At 58.9% G+C, this 19,262-nt stretch carries 17 protein-coding genes; 11 read left to right on the forward strand and 6 right to left on the reverse strand.

Translation table 11 applies throughout. From position 1 onward, the window contains the following. Positions 1 to 34 precede the first annotated feature (34 nt). From ACA059_RS26290 to ACA059_RS26305, 4 genes are all read left to right on the forward strand, one after another. Positions 35 to 937, forward strand: a complete 903-nt coding sequence (locus ACA059_RS26290) for a chemotaxis protein CheV (protein ID WP_008147551.1) — start codon at positions 35 to 37, stop codon at positions 935 to 937. 27 nt (positions 938 to 964) lie between these two features. Then, positions 965 to 1,423 carry a GNAT family N-acetyltransferase gene (locus ACA059_RS26295; RefSeq protein ID WP_497631532.1) on the forward strand — a complete coding sequence of 153 codons (459 nt, stop codon included), beginning with the start codon at positions 965 to 967 and terminating at the stop codon, positions 1,421 to 1,423. A gap of 208 nt (positions 1,424 to 1,631) precedes the next feature. Beyond that, complete coding sequence (locus ACA059_RS26300; protein ID WP_497631533.1) at positions 1,632 to 1,958, forward strand: hypothetical protein; 327 nt, start codon at positions 1,632 to 1,634, stop codon at positions 1,956 to 1,958. Between the two features lie 83 nt (positions 1,959 to 2,041). Continuing rightward, complete coding sequence (locus ACA059_RS26305) at positions 2,042 to 2,791, forward strand: YkgJ family cysteine cluster protein (RefSeq protein WP_497631534.1); 750 nt, start codon at positions 2,042 to 2,044, stop codon at positions 2,789 to 2,791. Positions 2,792 to 2,851: 60 nt separating this feature from the next. Here the strand turns inward: ACA059_RS26305 and ACA059_RS26310 are convergent, their stop codons facing one another. Together ACA059_RS26310 and ACA059_RS26315 are read right to left on the reverse strand one after the other, a co-directional pair. Next, entirely contained in the window at positions 2,852 to 3,991 is a 1,140-nt protein-coding gene (locus ACA059_RS26310; RefSeq protein ID WP_497634733.1) for a transporter substrate-binding domain-containing protein, read from the reverse strand. 142 nt (positions 3,992 to 4,133) lie between these two features. Then, positions 4,134 to 4,391: a hypothetical protein gene (locus ACA059_RS26315; protein WP_008147542.1), complete on the reverse strand. Its 258-nt coding sequence runs from the start codon at positions 4,389 to 4,391 to the stop codon at positions 4,134 to 4,136. A 288-nt stretch (positions 4,392 to 4,679) separates the two neighbouring features. Between ACA059_RS26315 and ACA059_RS26320 the strand changes: the two genes are divergently transcribed. The 7 genes from ACA059_RS26320 (at position 4,680) to ACA059_RS26350 (ending at position 14,756) form a co-directional block, all read left to right on the forward strand. Continuing rightward, positions 4,680 to 5,840, forward strand: coding sequence for an efflux RND transporter periplasmic adaptor subunit (locus ACA059_RS26320; protein ID WP_497631535.1), 1,161 nt, complete (start codon positions 4,680 to 4,682; stop codon positions 5,838 to 5,840). Beyond that, on the forward strand, positions 5,837 to 8,950 hold the full coding sequence (locus ACA059_RS26325; protein ID WP_497631536.1) for a multidrug efflux RND transporter permease subunit: 3,114 nt from the start codon (positions 5,837 to 5,839) through the stop codon (positions 8,948 to 8,950). The genes ACA059_RS26320 and ACA059_RS26325 overlap by 4 nt, the downstream gene beginning before the upstream one ends. A 9-nt stretch (positions 8,951 to 8,959) precedes the next feature. Beyond that, positions 8,960 to 9,637 carry a heavy metal response regulator transcription factor gene (locus tag ACA059_RS26330; RefSeq protein ID WP_033056445.1) on the forward strand — a complete coding sequence of 226 codons (678 nt, stop codon included), beginning with the start codon at positions 8,960 to 8,962 and terminating at the stop codon, positions 9,635 to 9,637. Beyond that, positions 9,627 to 10,991: a heavy metal sensor histidine kinase gene (locus ACA059_RS26335; protein WP_497631537.1), complete on the forward strand. Its 1,365-nt coding sequence runs from the start codon at positions 9,627 to 9,629 to the stop codon at positions 10,989 to 10,991. Before ACA059_RS26330 ends, ACA059_RS26335 begins: the two co-directional genes overlap by 11 nt. A 381-nt stretch (positions 10,992 to 11,372) precedes the next feature. Next, the gene (locus ACA059_RS26340) at positions 11,373 to 11,597 is read left to right on the forward strand and encodes a hypothetical protein (RefSeq protein WP_497631538.1); all 225 of its coding nucleotides are present in this window, start codon (positions 11,373 to 11,375) and stop codon (positions 11,595 to 11,597) included. Positions 11,598 to 11,792: 195 nt separating this feature from the next. Beyond that, positions 11,793 to 13,112: an OprD family porin gene (locus ACA059_RS26345; protein ID WP_497631539.1), complete on the forward strand. Its 1,320-nt coding sequence runs from the start codon at positions 11,793 to 11,795 to the stop codon at positions 13,110 to 13,112. Between the two features lie 147 nt (positions 13,113 to 13,259). Beyond that, complete coding sequence (locus ACA059_RS26350; protein ID WP_497631540.1) at positions 13,260 to 14,756, forward strand: diguanylate cyclase; 1,497 nt, start codon at positions 13,260 to 13,262, stop codon at positions 14,754 to 14,756. A gap of 69 nt (positions 14,757 to 14,825) precedes the next feature. Here ACA059_RS26350 and lpxC read toward each other — a convergent pair whose 3' ends face one another. The 4 genes from lpxC to ACA059_RS26370 form a co-directional block, all read right to left on the reverse strand. After that, positions 14,826 to 15,737, reverse strand: coding sequence for a UDP-3-O-acyl-N-acetylglucosamine deacetylase (gene lpxC / locus ACA059_RS26355; RefSeq protein WP_008147525.1), 912 nt, complete (start codon positions 15,735 to 15,737; stop codon positions 14,826 to 14,828). Between the two features lie 112 nt (positions 15,738 to 15,849). After that, on the reverse strand, positions 15,850 to 17,043 hold the full coding sequence (gene ftsZ / locus ACA059_RS26360; RefSeq protein WP_074880059.1) for a cell division protein FtsZ: 1,194 nt from the start codon (positions 17,041 to 17,043) through the stop codon (positions 15,850 to 15,852). Between the two features lie 71 nt (positions 17,044 to 17,114). Then, positions 17,115 to 18,374 (reverse strand): cell division protein FtsA, encoded by a 1,260-nt coding sequence (ftsA, locus tag ACA059_RS26365; protein ID WP_033061341.1) that lies wholly within the window; start codon positions 18,372 to 18,374, stop codon positions 17,115 to 17,117. 14 nt (positions 18,375 to 18,388) lie between these two features. Next, a complete protein-coding gene (locus ACA059_RS26370; RefSeq protein WP_497631541.1) occupies positions 18,389 to 19,258 on the reverse strand; it encodes a cell division protein FtsQ/DivIB in 870 nt (289 codons plus the stop codon). Positions 19,259 to 19,262 lie beyond the last annotated feature (4 nt).

Genomic DNA, 19,262 nt, shown 5'->3' on the forward strand with positions numbered 1-19,262 from the left:
GATTGCCCATCACCTTTTTCCACAGAAGGTTTTTATGTCTTCCAACAAAGCCCGCGCAGATTCACTTTCGCTTCTGCTGTTTACCTTGCGCAGCGGCAAGCTGATGGCGATCAACCTGCTGAAAGTCAGTGAAATCATTCCCTGCCCGCCCCTGACCAAGCTGCCGGAGTCGCATCCCCACGTCAAAGGCATCGCCACCCTGCGCGGAGCCTCGTTGTCGGTGATCGACCTCAGCCGTGCCATCGGCGAACGACCGCTGGAAGACCCGAACGGTGGCTGCCTGATTGTCACTGACGTCAGCCGCTCCAAGCAGGGTTTACACGTTCAAGCCGTGAGCAAGATCGTCCACTGCCTGACCACCGACATCCGTCCGCCGCCGTTTGGCTCTGGCGGCGTGCGTTCGTACATCACTGGCGTGACCTCGGTCGACGGCACGTTGGTACAAGTGCTGGACATCGAAAAAGTGATCCATGGCATCGCCCCGGCACAGATCGAGACGGCGCCGACCGAACTGAGCATGGAAGACGCCGAAGTACTCGGCAACGCGCGGATTCTGGTGGTCGATGACAGTCAGGTTGCGTTGCAGCAATCGGTTCACACCTTGCGCAATCTCGGCCTGCAATGCCACACCGCCCGCAGTGCCAAGGAAGCCATCGACTGCCTGCTGGACCTGCAAGGCACGGCCCAGCAGATCAACCTGATCGTCTCGGACATCGAAATGTCGGAGATGGACGGTTACGCATTTACCCGAACCCTGCGTGAAACCCCGGACTTCTCGCACCTCTATGTGTTGCTCCACACTTCTTTGGACAGTGCGATGAACAGTGAAAAGGCCCGTCTTGCCGGTGCGAACGCGGTGCTGACCAAGTTCTCCTCTCCGGAATTGACCAAGTGCCTGATCGAAGCAGCCAAGGCTGTCGCTGAACAAGGTCATTGAGTCTTGGCCGAGGAATTTTGCTTTCTGATGCGGCGCAACCTCGCTGAAGGTGTGCCTGCGATCACTTGGCCTCAGGGAATCGTCCTCAGCGAATACCGCCCCGAACTGGCAGAAGCCGTTCATCGTTTGATGGAACTGGGTTATCAGCAAGGTGGCGGTCGCGTGCCGGCACTGGACGTCTGGCAACAGCGTTTTGAAACCGATCCTGAATATGATCCGAGCCTGTGCTTCATCGCTCTGGATGCCGAAGGTATTGTGGGTGTTTGCCAGTGCTGGACAAGTGCCTACATCAAAAACCTGGTGGTGCATCCACGAGCTCAGGGGCAAGGATTAGGACGTGCGTTGCTGCTACATGCTTTCAAGATATTTCAGCAACGACGCGAAGGTTTTGTGGATTTGAAGGTGCTGGAAGACAACCTTCGGGCGCAGCGTTTGTATGAAAACGCCGGAATGCGTGTGATCCGCCGGGAACCGGTTCCGGCTTGACTGTGGCGAGGGGATTTATCCCCGTTGGGTCGCGAAGCGGCCCCCTGTCCGTTCAGACAGACCGGTTTGCCCGGATTGACGACTGCTTCGCAGCCGAACGGGGGGTAAATCCCCTCGCCACAGCTCGCGAAGGGGCCGACACATTCAACCTGAAACCATCAGGCATACTCCAACCTTGGCCAAAACACCCCCAAGGATGCCCGCCCCCATGAAAGCAGCAAGCCTTACCTTCCTCTGCCTCACCACCCTCGCCTCCCAGGCCCACGCTTCCAGCCCCGACGCCTGGGCCGCCTACGACAAAGCCGTGCTCGCCAGTTGCACCAAGGCCAGCGGTCTGAAGAATGCCAAACCCGTGGGCAACGCCGCGCAGTTCGATGACCGGGTTGGCTACACCGCACTTCTGTTGCAAGGCCAATACCCGCAAAAACACATGAAAGGCCAGCAAGGCACCGAACTGTGTCTCTACAACAAGAAAAGCAAAACCGCTTTCGTCACCGAGTGGGACTCCATCCGCCCCACCACCAAGGCGCAGTGACTGGCGCATAACTTGCTTCGATAGCAGCCTTTGCGGCGGCATTCTGTCGCCGTTTCATGTGCTTTTATGCGACTGGCCGTTCAATGAATACGACGTTTTCCTGCGTAGGTTGTGGCAAATGCTGCAACGACCACCACGTGCCCCTGACCCTGAGCGAAGCGCGGATGTGGGCGGCCGATGGCGGTCAGGTGATCGTGCTGGTGGAAGGTTTCCTGGGCAATGGCCTGGGCCTGCCCATGCAGCAACGCGAACACGCCGAACGCCGTTCAGTGAGGGTTCGAAGCGGCGCATCCGAGGCGTACATAGCCATCACCTTTGCCGCCTACAACGTCGGTCCTTGCCGGAATCTTGACGAAGACAACCTCTGCCGCATCTACGAACGCCGGCCGCTGGTGTGCCGCATCTACCCGATGGAAATCAATCCGCACATCCCCCTGAACATTGCCGTGAAGGAATGTCCTCCCGAGTCGTGGGAAAAGGGACCGGATCTGATTGTGGGGGGTGAATTGGTGGATCAGGAACTGGTCGGATTAATCCAGCGCTCCCGCCAGGCAGATCGTGATGATATCCGGACCAAGGATGCGATTTGCGCGTTGTTGGGGATTCGGACTGCAGCACTGAAGGGCGATGGGTTTACTGCTTATCTGCCGGATATGACGGCGTTCGCCGTGGTCATCGACCAGGTTGCGGCGCAGCCATTGGCTGAGTCAGGCGCTGACTGGTTGTTTCATGTGTCAGGCGAGGACATTGCCGGGCAAGTACAGGCGGCCGGGGCGCACGTGGCGACTGATGCTCCCGAGAATTACGCGTTCATTTCGTTGCGGGCAGCCTAAGACGCAAGACTTCGCAACCACCACGCAATCCTGTTGCGCAGTGGCTCGTCGTCAAATGAATTAGCTGGCCATCACCGCCAGACATTCCACTTCTACCCGCGCGTTCTCGACCAACTTGCCGGCAAACGTCGTACGTGCGGGCAAACGATCCGCCGGAAAGAAACTGCGATACACAGCACTCATGGCGGAAAAATCCCTTATGTCGGCAAGGATGACCGTGCATTTGGCCACTTGAGCCAGGGACGAACCGTTGCGTTGCAGCGCGGTACGCAAGTTCTCCATGGCCTGGGTCGTCTGCGGGCCGATGCCGCCCTTCACCAGTTCACCATCAGCCCCGAGACCGATCATCCCGGAAAAGTAAAGGGTCTCGCCGACCTGCACCGCATCGGAGAATGGCAGACCTTCCTCATTCGGGAAGTAGCGTGGTGAGTCTGGTGCTGCGGGTGGCAAATAACGCTGGGTAATCGCCTGGTACTGGCCATTTTGCTTAAGACGCTCAAGCGCCGCATTCAGGTTATCTCGCAGAAGGGTATCGGTTTTTCGCACAGCCATGGCCACGCCACTGCCCAGCATCGAGTCCTTGAGAGGAGCACCGGCAAACTCGAAAGCTTGACCTTGGGGCAGACTTAATAAAGCTTGGGTAATTTCAATGGAGTCTTGCAGGGTTGCATCGATATCACCCGCCAGCAGGCTGTCAACCAATTGATTGTTGAGAGCAAAACTGCGAATCGTCACTCCGGCCGGGGCCCAACGGGACTTGGCGAACGCTTCGCGGCTGGTGCCTGTCAGGACGCCGACACGCTTGCCCTTGAGCGATTGCACATCCGGTTGAAGATTCGCCCCTTTGCGCGCCACCAGACGGTTACTCAAGGGATACAGGTCTTCGGTGAAATCAACCCGCTCGCGACGCGCAGAGGTGGCGGTCATCGGCATGATCACGTCGAATAGGTTGGATTCAAGGGCGTGAATGTTGGTCGCGTAATCCTGATCAACCCAGACACAGCGGGATTTGAGTTCGGCACACAGTGCATTGCCCAACTCGATATTCAATCCGACCAGCTCACCCTTGTCGTTACGGCTCTCGAACGGCGGAACCAGCGCTTCGACACCGAAACGGATCTGTGGATCGGGCGCAGACGACATGCAGCCAGTGGTCAGGGCCACTAGCGAAAGGAGAGAGAGGGTTTTTACCAGCGACATTTTGGCGGCCTTCATCAAAAATTCAGGGGTATGAATCTTTGACGAGTGGCCGCCGACTTTCCCAGAGGACGAATCGCTCATCCTTGTGGGAACTGTCTCAATGACAGGAAGAACAATTACCGCTCAACAAAATGCCTGACAGTCAGCGTTTACCCATGGAGCGACGAGTGCCAGGAGGCGCCGCCCCCGGCGTCTTGGTGTGGCCGTTCTTGGCGCCATTCTTGTACCAAGGCTGGCTGGCGTTCTTCGCTGCGGCCAGGTCGCCCGGCTTGAACGGGAATTTGAACGCCGGGATCTCGGCCTTGGTTTCGCTGTCTGCGCTGGAGTCGACGCTGTCTGGCAGGTCTGCCTGGTCGTCGCTCAAAGCGTCGGCAACCGGCGGTTGTGTCGGGGAAGTCATGAAAGCTCCGGGTGATGCACATAGAGTCGGGCCCGATCAGCGAGCCACGAAAGGCGGCAGTATACCTGTGTCGGGAGCCGCAAGCTTCAAGCCGCAAGCGAGTCCGTCGGGTTTGTGCTGACTGACACACCGGCCGGCGTACATCTGGGGGCGCCGGCTATCAGGCATACCAAGCCCAAACTGACAGCGCCGTCAGTTACCCGTCACCTTCCTGACGGGCGAACAGGTTTATAAAGAAAGGTATAAACCTGACAAAACCCCGACCATTTAGCCCGGCGCCTCACTCGCATGCGAATTCAGAAAAAAACCGCCTTGATCGCAGGTCTGCTGATTGCCTTGGCAGCGCTGGGCACGTGGTACCTCACCAAACCCGCCACGGCAAAACTGGCCGCTCCGACCGCCATCCCGGTGCGGGTCGTCAGCGTCACCGAAAAAGACGTCCCCCGCTACGTCAGCGGCATCGGCTCGGTGCTGTCGCTGCACAGCGTTGTGGTGCGTCCGCAAATCGACGGCATCCTCACCAAAATCCTGGTCAAGGAAGGCCAACTGGTGAACAAAGGCGACCTGTTGGCCACCATCGATGACCGCTCGATCCGCGCCAGCCTCGATCAGGCCCGGGCGCAATTGGGTGAAAGTCAGGCGCAATTGCAAGTCGCGCTGGTCAACCTCAAACGCTACAAGCTACTGAGTGTGGACGACGGCGTATCCAAACAGACTTATGACCAGCAACAGGCGCTGGTCAACCAACTCAAAGCTACCGCCCAAGGTAACCAGGCCTCGATCGACGCCGCTCAGGTGCAGCTCTCCTACACACAGATTCGCTCCCCGGTGACCGGTCGCGTCGGTATTCGCACGGTGGATGAAGGCAACTTCCTGCGCATGACCGACGCTCAAGGCCTGTTCACGGTGACCCAGATCGACCCGATCGCCGTGGAGTTCTCCCTGCCACAGCAAATGCTGCCGACCCTGCAGGGTCTGATCGGCGACCCACAACGTGCAAAAGTGAAGGCCTACATCGGCGCCGACACTGACGGCGAAACCGGCAACCTGCTCGGCGAAGGTCATTTGACCCTGATCGACAACCAGATCAACGCCAACACCGGGACCATTCGCGCCAAAGCTGAATTCAACAACCCCGGGCAGAAACTCTGGCCGGGCCTGCTGGTGACGGTAAAAATTCAGACAGCGCTGGATAAAGATGCGCTGGTGGTGCCGCCCACCGTCGTACAACGCGGTCTCGATCAACATTTCGTCTACCGGGTCAACGGCGACAAGGTTGAAACCGTCACCGTACAAATGGTCTATCAAGGCAGTGGTCAGGACATCATCAAAGGCGTTAAACCGGGCGACGTGCTGGTCAGCGACGGCCAGTCGCGGCTCAAGCCTGGCTCGACGGTGCACGTAGTGACTGACCCGCCGCAAGTGGTCCAATCGGAGCCGAAACCATGAAGGGCCATGGCTCGGTCTCTGCCTGGTGCATCGACCATCCGGTTGCGACGATTCTGCTGACCTTTGCGTTGGTGTTGCTCGGTGTCATCGCTTTCCCGCGCCTGCCCATCGCGCCGTTGCCGGAAGCCGAATTTCCGACTATTCAGGTGGCCGCGCAATTGCCCGGTGCCAGCCCGGAGACCATGGCTTCATCGGTAGCCACGCCGCTTGAAGTGCAATTCAGCGCCATCCCCGGCGTGACCCAGATGACCTCGAGCAGCGCACTGGGCTCGACCAACCTGACCCTGCAATTCACCCTCGACAAAAGCATCGACACCGCCGCTCAGGAAGTTCAGGCAGCCATCAACACCGCCGCCGGCAAACTGCCCAAAGACATGCCGACCCTGCCGACCTGGAGGAAGGTCAACCCGGCCGACAGCCCGGTGCTGATCCTCAGCGTCAACTCGACACAAATGCCCGGCACCGAACTCAGCGACTTGGTGGAAACCCTGCTCGCCCGTCAGATCAGTCAGATCGACGGCGTAGGACAAATCAACATCACCGGCCAGCAACGTCCGGCGATCCGCGTACAGGCCTCGGCGGACAAGCTCGCTGCCATCGGCCTGACGCTGGCGGACATTCGTCTGGCGATCCAGAACACCAGCCTCAACCTGGCCAAAGGTGCGTTGTACGGCGAGTCGAGTATTTCGACGCTGTCGACCAACGACCAGTTGTTCCATCCTGAGGAATACAGCCAACTCATCGTTTCCTACAAGGACGGTGCCCCGGTTCACCTCAAGGATGTGGCCAAAGTCGTCAACGGTTCGGAAGATGCCTACGTGCAAGCCTGGGCCGGTGATAAACCTGGGGTGAACCTGGTGATTTCCCGGCAACCGGGCGCCAACATCGTTGAAACCGTGGATCGCATTCAGGCCGCCCTGCCCGGCCTCGAAGCCATGCTGCCGGCTTCGGTGCAGGTCAAGGTGCTGGTCGACCGCACCCAGACCATCCGCGCATCGCTGCATGAAGTGGAAGTCACCCTGCTGATCGCGATCCTGCTGGTGGTGGCGGTGATGGCGCTGTTCCTGCGCCAGTGGTCGGCGACCCTGATCGTGTCCGCCGTGTTGGGTGTTTCGCTGGTCGCCAGTTTCGCCCTGATGTACATCATGGGTTTCAGCCTGAACAACCTGACGCTGGTGGCGATCGTGGTGGCCGTGGGGTTTGTGGTCGACGATGCGATTGTGGTGGTGGAGAACATTCACCGTCACCTTGAGGCGGGCGACGGCATGCGCGAGGCGGCGATCAAAGGTGCCGGCGAGATTGGTTTTACCGTGGTCTCGATCAGCTTTTCGCTGGTGGCGGCGTTCATTCCGCTGCTGTTCATGGGCGGCGTGGTCGGGCGGCTGTTCAAGGAATTCGCCCTGACCGCCACGTCGACCATCATGATTTCGGTGGTGGTCTCATTGACGTTGGCGCCGACGCTCGCCGCGCTGTTCATGCGTGCGCCGGTGCATCACGCCCACAGCAAACCTACGTTTGGCGAACGCTTGCTGACAGGCTATGAAAAACTTCTGCGCCGCGCCCTCGCCCACCAGAAGCTGATGATCGGGGTGTTCTGCCTGTCTCTGGGCCTGGCGATTGCCGGTTACATCTTTATCCCCAAGGGCTTCTTCCCAGTGCAGGACACCGGTTTTGTCCTCGGCACCACCGAAGCCGCCGCTGATATCTCCTACGGCGACATGGTGAAAAAACACCTGGCGATGGCCGAAATCGTCGCGGCGGATCCGGCGGTCGCGGCCTTTTCCCACTCGGTTGGCGTCTCGGGCAGCAACCAGACCATCGCCAACGGTCGCTTCTGGATCTCCCTGAAAAAACGCGGCGACCGCGACGTCTCCGCCAGCCAGTTTATTGACCGGATTCGTCCGCAACTGATGAAAGTCCCAGGCATCGTGCTGTACCTGCGCGCCGGGCAGGACATCAACCTCAGCTCCGGCCCCAGCCGCGCACAGTACCAATACGTGCTCAAGAGCAACGACGGCGCAGTCCTCAGCACCTGGACCCAGCGCCTCACGGAAAAACTGCGCAGTAACCCGGCGTTCCGTGACATATCCAACGACCTGCAACTGGGCGGCAGCATCACCCACATCAGCATCGACCGCAGCGCTGCCGCGCGTTTCGGTCTGACCGCCAGCGATGTCGATGAAGCGCTGTACGACGCCTTCGGCCAGCGGCAGATCAATGAATTCCAGACTCAGATCAACCAGTACAACGTGATACTGGAACTGGACACCAAGCAGCGCGGCAAGGCCGAAAGCCTCAACTATTTCTACCTGCGCTCGCCCCTGAGCGGGGAAATGGTGCCGCTGTCAGCGCTGGCGAAATTCGATGCGCCGACCGTGGGTCCGCTGTCCATCGCCCATGACGGCATGTTCCCGGCTGCCAATTTGTCGTTCAACCTCGCGCCCGGTGTGGCGTTGGGCGATGCGGTGATCATGCTCAACCAGGCCAAGGCTGAAATTGGCATGCCGGCCGCCATGAGCGGCAACTTCCAGGGCGCGGCCCAGGCGTTCCAGAGTTCGCTGGCCAGCCAACCGTGGTTGATCCTGGCGGCGTTGGTGGCGGTGTACATCATTCTCGGCGTGCTTTACGAGAGCTTTGTGCATCCGTTGACCATCATCTCGACGCTGCCGTCGGCGGGGCTCGGCGCGGTGATCATGCTGTGGATTTGCGGGCAGGACTTTTCGATCATGGCGCTGATCGGGCTGGTGCTGCTGATCGGGATCGTGAAGAAGAACGGCATCCTGATGATCGACTTCGCCCTCGAAGCGCAGCGCAAGGGCGGCCTGCCGCCGGAAGAAGCGATCTATCAGGCCTGTATCACACGATTCCGGCCGATCATCATGACCACCCTCGCCGCCCTGCTCGGCGCGCTGCCATTGATGCTCGGTTACGGCACCGGCGCCGAACTGCGCCAGCCCTTGGGGATCGCGGTCGTCGGCGGCTTGCTGGTGAGCCAGGCGCTGACGTTGTTCACCACTCCGGTCATATACTTAAAGCTTGAGCGGCTTTTCCATCGGCACACTCTCCCACCAGCACCCGCACCGATGCCGGTGCTGGCGACCACAGACTGAGGCGGGGTCATGCGCGTTCTGATTATCGAAGACGAGGAAAAAACCGCGGATTATCTGCACCGCGGCCTGACGGAACAGGGTTACACCGTGGACCTGGCGCGCGACGGCGTTGAGGGCCTGCACCTGGCGCTGGAAAGCGACTACGCGGTGATCGTCCTCGACGTCATGCTGCCGGGCCTCGACGGCTTTGGCGTACTGCGCGCGTTGCGTGCGCGCAAGCAAACCCCGGTGATCATGCTCACCGCCCGCGAGCGTGTGGAAGACCGCATCAAAGGCCTGCGCGACGGTGCCGACGATTACCTCGGCAAACCGTTTTCCTTCCTCGAACTGGTGGCACGCCTGCAAGCGCTGACCCGCCGCAGCGGTGGCCATGAACCGGTGCAGGTGAGCATTGCCGACCTGTGGATAGATTTGATCAGCCGCAAAGCCACCCGCGCCGGCACGCGCCTGGACCTGACGGCCAAGGAATTTTCGCTGCTGAGCGTACTGGCCCGCCGTCAGGGTGAAATTCTGTCGAAAACCGCCATCGCCGAAATGGTCTGGGACATCAATTTCGACAGCGATGCCAACGTCGTCGAAGTCGCAATCAAACGCCTGCGGGCCAAGCTCGACGGGCCGTTCGAAGAGAAACTGCTGCACACAATTCGCGGCATGGGTTATGTGCTGGAGAGCCGTGGTGTCCAGTAATTCGATTGCGCTGCGCCTGAGCGGGATGTTCACGCTGGTGGCGCTGCTGGTGTTTCTGTTGATCGGCTGGGCGCTGTATCAACAGGTCGATAAAGGTTTGGGCTTGCTGCCCGAGGCTGAATTGGACGCGCGCTACAGCGTGCTCGAATCCACCGTCGGCCGTTATGGCACGCCGGAACATTGGGCGAAGATCAACAACAAGCTCAAGCTGCTCGGAGAAGAAGACAAGCGCATCAGTTTCTGGATCATCAGCGGTGATCCGCACTACGAATACGGCAACCTGACGCCGCAGATCCGCGCCTTTGCCGAAGGGCCGCTGGGCATGCGCGACTTGAATCTGCCGGATCAGCCTTATCCGCTGAAAGTGCTGGTCAGTCAGTTCCCGGCCAAGGATCAACGCCCGCCGTTGCGCTTCATGATCGGCATCGACACCGAGACGTTTTTGCAGACTCAGCACCATTTGCTGATTGCCCTGATCAGCCTGGCGATCATCGGCGTGTTGCTGGCGTCGGCCCTCGGTTATTGGGTGGCGCGGATCGGCCTCAAGCCGCTGATCAAGTTGTCCCAGGAAGCCCAGCGGCTGGCACCGCCGTTGTTGTCCGGACGCCTGCAATTGTCGCCGCTACCGCCGGAACTGAATCAGTTCGTCAATTCGTTCAACTCGACACTGGAGCGGGTCGAACAGGCTTACTCGCGCCTTGAGTCGTTCAACGCGGACGTGGCCCATGAACTGCGCTCGCCCCTGACCAACCTGATTGGCCAGACCCAGGTGGCGCTGACTCGCGGGCGATCCGCCGAACACTATTTTGAAGTGCTGCAGTCGAACCTTGAAGAGCTTGAGCGGTTGCGCTCGATCATCAACGACATGCTGTTCCTCGCCAGCGCAGACCAAGGCAGCAAAGCCACCAAACTGACCTCCACCTCGCTGGCCGATGAAGTGGCGACGACGTTGGAGTACCTGGATTTCATCCTCGAAGACGCGCAGGTTCAGGTGCAGGTCAGTGGTGATGCCCAAGTACGGATCGAGATTGCTCATCTGCGCCGGGCGTTGATTAATCTGCTAAGCAATGCGGTGCAGCACACTGAGCCTGGGCAGGTGATTGAGGTGCGGATCGAGGTTGAGGAGCATCAGGTCAGCATCGGGGTTGCGAACCCAGGGTCGCCGATTGCCAGCGAGCATTTGCCGCGGTTATTTGAGCGTTTTTATCGGGTCGATGCGTCGCGCAGCAACAGTGGCAACAACCATGGCTTGGGGTTGGCGATCGTCAAAGCGATTGCGCTGATGCACGGCGGGGATGTGTTTGTGCGCAGTGATCATGGGATGAATACGTTCGGCATCCACCTCCCCGTCTGACCGCTACCCGGTCCCCTGTGGCAAGTGGGCTTCTTTGGTGAAGGGGCTTTTGTGGCGAGGGGACTTGTCCCCGTTCCAGTGCGCAGCGCTGGCAGGATTTCGGTAACGCTATAGATTTTTGGGGCCGCTTCGCAGCCCAACGGGGACAAGTCCCCTCGCCACAAAAGCCCCTTCACCACAAAAGCCCCTTCGCCACAGAAGCCCCCTCAGCCCAGAGCCCATCACCTCAGAAGCCACCTCACCCTAGGACTTGTTCACTCCGGCTACCTACTGTTGCTTTTAGCGCAACAGTCCTTTCATGAATCCGCTCTTTTTCCCCTCTCCAATCCCCCTTATCTTTGCCGCACCAAACAGCACTTGCCAAGCAAGAAGGTTTTAAAGATGTCCAACACTATGGGTATTGCCAGCGCTTTCGTTTTGTCCTCTTTGTTTCTGTCTCCGTTCGCCATCGCTGAAGAGTCGCAGACGTTCGTCGCGAAAAACTCCGCACGCGCAGCTGCATTCGAACAGTATCAGAGCGAAATGACGGCCAAGGCTCAGGAAGCTGCGCAAACCCCTCAAGCGTCGACCACTCAAGCCCAGCCACGGGTTGAGAGAGACAGCTGATTATTGAGTATCGCTCTGTTTCCCTCGACACTTTTCATCGGCTCTTCCCTTTGAAAAGTTGTCTTCAAAGCCGCTGCTATCAGCGGCTTTTTTTCGTTGTGGTTTTAAACAGCTTCAGTTCGTCTCCCCTAACAAGAAACATTTTGAGTCTCAATACAATGAGGCTCTTAGTTGACCCAAGGAGCTTTACTGCTAGTGCGTTTCCCTCTTAGATTCAGCCCGTTGTTCATTGCAATCGCTGTAACGGTGGCGCCTGCTGCTCACGCCGCAGACGACTCAAACGCCGAAGGTTTCGTTGAAGGATCGAGCCTCAACCTCAACGCCCGTAATTACTACATGAACCGCAACCGCCTGCAGCAGACGGACGACAACATTGAATGGGGCCAGGGTTTCCTCGGCCTCTTCGAATCGGGCTACACCCAAGGCACCGTCGGTTTCGGCGTTGATGCCCACGCCATGCTCGGGCTCAAGCTCGACGGCGGTGGCGGTACCGACGGGTCGAGCATCCTGCCGGTCAGCGACGGCAACGGCAAAGCGCCGGGCTCGTTCTCGACGGCGGGTGGCACGCTGAAAATGCGCGCCTTCGATACCGAACTGAAGGCCGGCGACTTGTTTCTCGCCAACCCGGTGATCGCCGGTGGCGAAACCCGCATGCTGCCTCAGACCTTTCGCGGCGTCAGCCTGACCAACCATAGTTTTGACGGCTGGATGATTGAAGGTGGCCAGGCAAGTTTCACCAAGCCTTACAACCAGAGCGGACACACCCGCATCGGCACGTCCTACGGCAGCCTGGCCGACGGTGACGAAAGTAAGCACCTGAATTGGGCCGGCGTGGCCTGGAGCGGCCTGCCGGGGTTGACCAGCAGCCTCTATGCTTCCGAACTCAAGGACATCTGGAACCAGTATTACTACGACCTGGATTACACCTACGCTTTGAACGATCTGGTCAGCCTCAACCCGGGTCTGCATGCCTATCACACGCAAGACACCGGCGATGCGCTGCTGGGCCACATCGACAACAACACCTACAGCCTGCATTTCACCGTTGGTGTCGGCAATCACAGCGTTACCGCGGCCTATCAGCGGGTCAACGGCAACACGCCGTTCGACTACATCAGCCAGGGCGACAGCGTCTACCTCGACAATTCCCAGCAGTATTCGGACTTCAACGGCCCGAACGAACGCTCATGGAAACTCAAGTATGCCTACGACTTTGTCGGGCTCGGCCTTCCCGGCCTGACCTCGGCGGTCTCTTACTCCCGAGGTGAGCTGGACCTGACCAAGGTCGATCCGGACAGCCCCGGTTATGCCTCGTGGTACAGCGCTGACGGCAAAAATGCCAGGCACTGGGAACGCGACATTGATCTCAAATATGTGGTTCAAGGCGGCAAGGCCAAAAACCTGGCGCTGCGTCTGCAATGGGCGACCAACCGTGGCGGCAACGGCTATGGCGCGCTGGATCAGGACACCGATGAATACCGGGTGATCTTCGACTACCCGCTCAATGTCTTCTAAGCTTCAATAAGTAAAAGGCCAGCATGTTTTGCTGGCCTTTTTTTTATCCGGGATTTATACAGGCGCTCCGAACGCAAACGGTTTCTGGGATTCTGCCTGAGTCTTGCAAAACACTTTCATAACGCCTCATTAGCAGAAGTCAGAACCATGAGTGTGAGCAGTGCAACATCTCACCATCCGATCCGGTCGACGCGATCGGAGCGGCTTCTGGTTCTCGGCAGTTTGCTGCTGGTGATTGCGATATTAAGCATCGTGACGTTCCTGCTCATTCGCGAACGCGCCAATGCTGAACAGTCTGCCACTCGTGCAGCAACTAACATCGTGCAGTTGATTGACGCCGATGTGCTACGCAATGTCGAACTCTATGACTTGTCCTTGCTCGGCTTGATCGCTGCCTCCCAGCGTGAAGACCTCAAGAACGTTTCCCCTACCATCCGACACCTGGCCTTGTTTGACCGTGCCACTGCCGCGCCGTACAAGGGCGACATTTTGTTGCTGGACAACAAGGGCGACGTGATCGCCGACTCGGCCTCGGTAGAGCCCAGAAAGGGCAATTTTGCTGACCGCGAATACTTTCAGTCGCACGTGAAAAATCGCGACCCCAGCATGCTCATCAGCCGTCCCTTCCGTTCCAGACAGCCTGAACATGAATGGCGAATCAGCTTTAGTCGCCGGGTCAGCGGCTCACAGGGCGAATTTCTTGGCGTGGCCGAGGCCGCCATGCGCTTGAGTTATTTCGATCAGCTGTTCAACAGCTTGAGCATCGGTCGTGACAGCTCGGTCAACCTGATCAGCTCGGACGGGATTCTTCTGGCTCAGGAACCCCGCCTGGCCGAAGAGCTGATTGGCAAGGACTTCAGCAACCGTCCCAACTTCCAGCGCATCGTCAAAGAAGGCAACGGCAGCTTCACCAGTGCTTCAAGCCGCTATAAGGACAAACGCCTGTACACGTTCTCCAAGGTGGGCAACTTGCCGTTGATCGTCATCGTTGCACTGTCCAGCGATGAAGTGTTTGCGTCGTGGAAGCGCACGACGGTAGTGGTTAGCGTTGCGACTATTGCGCTGTGCATCAGCTTGCTCTGGCTGACCTGGCTGCTCAGCCGAGAACTGCGCCTGCGCCACAACGCCGAACAGGAACTGGCGCAACTGGCGGCCACCGATGCCTTGACCGGCCTGGCCAACCGCCGAACGCTGGATCAGGTCCTGCGTCATGAGTGGTTCCGCGCTCAACGTTCCGGCCAGCCGTTGTCGCTGCTGATGATTGATGCCGACCACTTCAAGGCCTTCAACGATCGACATGGGCATCAGGGTGGCGATGATGCCTTGCGCTCGTTGGCCAAGGTGATCTCCGCCAATGTGAGGCGACCAGCGGATCTGGTCGCCCGTTACGGCGGCGAAGAGTTTTCGGTGATTCTCGCGGAAACCGACAGCCAGGGTGCGCAACAGATTGCCGAACACATCCGAGCGACAGTGGAGCAATTGCCGCTGGTGCCAGGTGCCGAGTCGCCAATTACTGTCAGTATCGGTATCAGTACCTGGACCACCTCCGCCGAAATCAGTCTTGAACAGCTATTGTTTGCAGCGGACAAGGCGCTGTATCAGGCCAAGGAAAGTGGGCGTAATCGGGTGGTCGCTGCGGATTGAGGCCTTTCCCGCAGGCATAAAAAAAGGCCACCCGGAGGTAGCCTTTAAAAAACTAGAGAGGTTTTTTACTTACACGGCCGCAACTGGACGCATGTAAGAGATCGGTGCAGTGCTGGCGTCTTCGAAAGTCACGACTTCCCAAGCATCTGTCTGCTCAATCAACTTGCGCAGCAGCTGGTTGTTCAATGCATGTCCGGACTTGAAGCCCTTGAACTCACCAATCAGGCTATTGCCCAGCAGGTAGAGGTCACCAATTGCATCGAGGATCTTGTGCTTCACGAATTCGTCTTCATAGCGAAGGCCGTCTTCGTTCAGTACACCATCCGCGTCGACCACAATAGCGTTTTCAACGCTGCCGCCGAGTGCGAGATTGTGCTTGCGCAGGTACTCGATATCACTCATGAAACCAAAGGTACGGGCGCGGCTGACTTCTTTTACAAACGAAGTGCTGGAAAAATCCACGCTTGCACTTTGTGTGCGGTTACGGAAAACCGGGTGATCGAAATCGATCTCGAAACTCACCTTGAAGCCTTCGAAAGGGACGAAAGTGGCGCGCTTGTCGCCATCTTCCACTGTCACTTCCCGCAGGATCCGGATGAACTTCTTCGGTGCGTCCTGTTCTTCCAGGCCGGCCGATTGAATCAGGAATACGAAAGGTCCAGCGCTACCATCCATGATCGGAACTTCAGACGCGGAGAGCTCGACGTAGGCGTTATCGATGCCCAGGCCAGCCATGGCCGAGAGCAAGTGCTCCACCGTATCCACTTTGGTGTCACCACTGACCAATGTGGTCGACATCGTGGTTTCACCAACGTTTTCCGCGCGGGCAGGAATCTGCACCACAGGGTCGAGATCGGCACGAACAAACACAATGCCGGTGTCGATAGGTGCAGGCTTGAGGGTCAGGTATACCTTCTCCCCGGAGTGCAGGCCTACACCTGTAGCACGGATAATATTTTTCAGTGTGCGTTGTTTAATCATGGCTTGGGCCGCTTCAGCGCAAATTGCGAACTGGTATCAACAAAGGCTGGCGATGATAGCAGACCAGACCTTTGCTGAACACCAATCACCTTCATAGCCCTGATACATTCCATTAATCGGCCTGACGACGCAGGAAAGCCGGGATGTCCAGATAGTCTAGATCATCTTGCGGATTCATCTTCGCGGCAGTCGCAGCACCGGCCTGAGCCTGGTTGCGCATGACGGTCGGACGGTCCAGGTCACGGTAGTTCACAGCAGGCGCTTCCTGACGCGAAGACGCTTGCTGTTGCGGCTGCGATGCCACGGACGTGTGCATGGTGTTGTCGATGACCTTTACAGGCTTCTCGATTTTCGCGCCCAGACCAGTAGCAACCACGGTCACGTGCAGCTCGTCGCGCATGTCCGGATCGATAACGGTACCGACCTTGACCATCGCGTGCTCGGAAGCGAAAGCTTCGATGATGCTACCCACGTCGGAGTACTCACCCAGGGACAGGTCAGGACCGGCGGTGATATTCACCAGGATGCCGCGTGCACCTTGCAGGTTCACGTCTTCCAGCAATGGGTTGCGAATGGCCGCTTCGGTGGCCTCACGTGCACGGTTCGGACCGCTGGCGCAGCCAGTGCCCATCATCGCCATGCCCATTTCGCTCATCACGGTACGCACGTCGGCAAAGTCGACGTTGATCATGCCCGGACGCTTGATGATGTCGGAGATACCGCGAACGGCACCGGCCAATACATCGTCGGCCTTGGCGAATGCGGACAGCAGGCTTGCGTCCTTGCCAAGGATGGTCAGCAGCTTCTCGTTGGGAATGGTGATCAACGAGTCGACGCTTTCAGACAGCAGACGGATGCCTTCATCGGCGATCTGCATGCGCTTGCGGCCTTCGAACGGGAACGGGCGAGTCACCACCGCAACGGTGAGAATCCCCATTTCCTTGGCCACTTCAGCAATGATCGGCGCAGCACCGGTACCGGTACCACCGCCCATGCCAGTGGTGATGAACACCATATTGGTGCCCTGCAGGACTTCGGCAATGCGCTCACGATCTTCGAGAGCGGCCTGACGACCTACTTCAGGGTTGGCGCCAGCGCCGAGACCTTTGGTCACGCCGGTGCCCAGTTGCAGGATGGTCCGCGCGCCGATGCTTTTCAGCGCTTGGGCATCAGTGTTGGCGCAGATGAATTCAACGCCTTCAATGTTGCTCTTGACCATGTGGTTGACGGCGTTGCCGCCGCCTCCGCCAACACCGATAACTTTAATAACCGGGCTTGCGGGGATGTTGTCTACGAGTTCGAACATTTTCCCTCTCCTTTCAATTCTCTAGTTTTTTCGCCTACTGCCTGTATCTACAACGGTGCTGCGGTAAATCTTTAGAAGTTGCCTTGTACCCAGCTCTTGAAGCGATCGAGCAAGGCGACTTTCGGTTCTTCATTGCTGTAGCTGTCGCGACTGCTGATGCCCGAGAACGAAATCCCGTCGGACTGCTTCTGCAGGCCGTACATCAACAGGCCAACGCCGGTGGAATAAATCGGGTTACGGACCACATCGTCCAGGCCTTTGACGCCATGTGGCACGCCCAGGCGAACCGGCATGTGGAAGATTTCTTCGGCCAACTCGACCGCGCCTTCCATCTTCGACGTACCGCCGGTCAGCACGATGCCGGCCGGGATCAGGTCTTCGTAGCCACTGCGACGCAGTTCGGCCTGGATCAGCGTGAACAGTTCGTCGTAACGCGGCTCGACCACTTCGGCCAGGGCCTGACGGGACAGCTCGCGCGGTGGACGGTCGCCAACGCTTGGGACCTTGATGGTTTCACCGGCACCGGCCAGTTTGGCCAGGGCGCAGGCGTAGCGAATCTTGATTTCTTCGGCGTACTGGGTCGGGGTGCGCAACGCCATGGCGATGTCGTTGGTCACCTGATCGCCCGCAATCGGGATCACCGCGGTGTGACGGATCGCGCCTTCGGTGAAGATCGCGATGTCGGTGGTGCCGCCGCCGATGTCCACCAGGCACACGCCCAGCTCTTTCTCGTCGTCGGTCAGGACCGAGTAGGCCGAAGCCAGTTGCTCGAGAATGATGTCGTCGATTTCCAGGCCGCAGCGACGCACGCATTTTTCAATGTTCTGTGCGGCGTTGACGGCGCAGGTGACCACGTGAACCTTGGCTTCCAGACGTACGCCCGACATGCCCAGGGGCTCACGAACACCTTCCTGGTTATCGATCACGTAATCCTGCGGCAGGGTGTGCAGCACGCGCTGGTCAGCCGGGATCGCTACAGCCTGGGCGGCGTCGAGCACGCGCTCGAGGTCGGCGGAGCTGACTTCGCGATCACGAATCGCCACGATGCCGTGGGAGTTCAGGCTGCGGATGTGATTGCCAGCCACGCCGACGAACGCCGAGTGAATGCGGCAACCAGCCATCAGCTGCGCCTCTTCGATCGCGCGCTGGATCGATTGCACGGTGGACTCGATGTTCACCACCACGCCCTTCTTCAGGCCACGAGACGGATGGGTACCGATCCCGACGATTTCCAGCGTGCCGTCGTCCGAGACCTCGCCGACCAGCGCCACCACCTTGGAGGTGCCGATATCGAGACCGACGATCATTTTGCCGCTTTGCACGTTTGCCATGGTCCTGCCTCTTCTTAATTCTTCGCGACAGCGGGTTGGGCTGCCGTGGGCGCTACAGGTTCCCGCCAGCCAACAGCGAGGCCGTTGGCGTAGCGCAGATCGATGCGCGCAATGTTCGTAATCTGTTCTTTAAGCGTCTTGTCATAGATGGCAATGAAGCGGCGCATCTTTTCCAGCAGGTTGCCGCGTCCCAGCAACAGTTCGATTCCCGGGCCCGCGCTGCCGGCGCCGGTGGTCAGGAACCAGCTGCCTCGATCACGCAACTCCAGGCGCGCAATCGAGAAGCCCAACGGCCTGAGCATCTGGCTCAGCACCTGGTATTGCTGCATCACTTGCTGTTGGGCCCGTTGTGGGCCGAACAGCTGTGGCAAGTGTTCGTAGTTCGCCAGCTCCCGCGGGGTGAATGCCTGACCCTGGTTGTTCAACAGCGATTCATCGCCCCAACGGGCCACCGGCAGTTGTTCTTCCAGGCGGATCACCACTTGATCCGGCCACACCCGACGCACTTCGGCGTGGGCAATCCATGGCATCGTTTCAAGCTCGGTGCGCATGCTCTCCAGGTCGATGGTGAAGAAGCTCGACGCCACGTACGGGGCGATTCGCTGCTGCACCGCTTGCTGGCTGATGTAACTCAAGTCGCCCTGCACGTTGATCTTGGTGATCGGCCGGTCGGCGTACGGCAGCAATCGCTGTGCGCCTTCGTATGTACCGAAACCCAGTGCGACCAGCAGCACGGGCCAGAACAGGCTTTTCAGAAAACCAAAATTGGCTTTCGGCAGGCGCGCAGACATCGGCTCTTTAGCCACCATTCGGCTGGCACCCCGCGGCACCGGCTTGCGGCCGGTCGGTGCGGGGGGCTGATGTCTCAGCTGTGCGCCTTGCATGGTC

Source organism: Pseudomonas sp. LBUM1647 (genome assembly GCF_059716175.1).

What these genes read in the sequence shown, in the direction of transcription:
- ACA059_RS26350 (WP_497631540.1), top strand. Translation starts at nt 13,260, where the DNA reads ATGAGTGTGAGCAGTGCAACATCTCACCATCCGATCCGGTCGACGCGA.
- ACA059_RS26320 (WP_497631535.1), top strand. Translation starts at nt 4,680, where the DNA reads ATGCGAATTCAGAAAAAAACCGCCTTGATCGCAGGTCTGCTGATTGCC.
- ACA059_RS26330 (WP_033056445.1), top strand. Translation starts at nt 8,960, where the DNA reads ATGCGCGTTCTGATTATCGAAGACGAGGAAAAAACCGCGGATTATCTG.
- ACA059_RS26300 (WP_497631533.1), top strand. Translation starts at nt 1,632, where the DNA reads ATGAAAGCAGCAAGCCTTACCTTCCTCTGCCTCACCACCCTCGCCTCC.
- ACA059_RS26370 (WP_497631541.1), bottom strand. Translation starts at nt 19,258, where the DNA reads ATGCAAGGCGCACAGCTGAGACATCAGCCCCCCGCACCGACCGGCCGC.
- ACA059_RS26315 (WP_008147542.1), bottom strand. Translation starts at nt 4,391, where the DNA reads ATGACTTCCCCGACACAACCGCCGGTTGCCGACGCTTTGAGCGACGAC.
- lpxC (WP_008147525.1), bottom strand. Translation starts at nt 15,737, where the DNA reads ATGATTAAACAACGCACACTGAAAAATATTATCCGTGCTACAGGTGTA.
- ACA059_RS26295 (WP_497631532.1), top strand. Translation starts at nt 965, where the DNA reads ATGCGGCGCAACCTCGCTGAAGGTGTGCCTGCGATCACTTGGCCTCAG.
- ACA059_RS26325 (WP_497631536.1), top strand. Translation starts at nt 5,837, where the DNA reads ATGAAGGGCCATGGCTCGGTCTCTGCCTGGTGCATCGACCATCCGGTT.
- ACA059_RS26340 (WP_497631538.1), top strand. Translation starts at nt 11,373, where the DNA reads ATGTCCAACACTATGGGTATTGCCAGCGCTTTCGTTTTGTCCTCTTTG.
- ftsA (WP_033061341.1), bottom strand. Translation starts at nt 18,374, where the DNA reads ATGGCAAACGTGCAAAGCGGCAAAATGATCGTCGGTCTCGATATCGGC.
- ACA059_RS26305 (WP_497631534.1), top strand. Translation starts at nt 2,042, where the DNA reads ATGAATACGACGTTTTCCTGCGTAGGTTGTGGCAAATGCTGCAACGAC.
- ACA059_RS26310 (WP_497634733.1), bottom strand. Translation starts at nt 3,991, where the DNA reads ATGTCGCTGGTAAAAACCCTCTCTCTCCTTTCGCTAGTGGCCCTGACC.
- ACA059_RS26290 (WP_008147551.1), top strand. Translation starts at nt 35, where the DNA reads ATGTCTTCCAACAAAGCCCGCGCAGATTCACTTTCGCTTCTGCTGTTT.
- ftsZ (WP_074880059.1), bottom strand. Translation starts at nt 17,043, where the DNA reads ATGTTCGAACTCGTAGACAACATCCCCGCAAGCCCGGTTATTAAAGTT.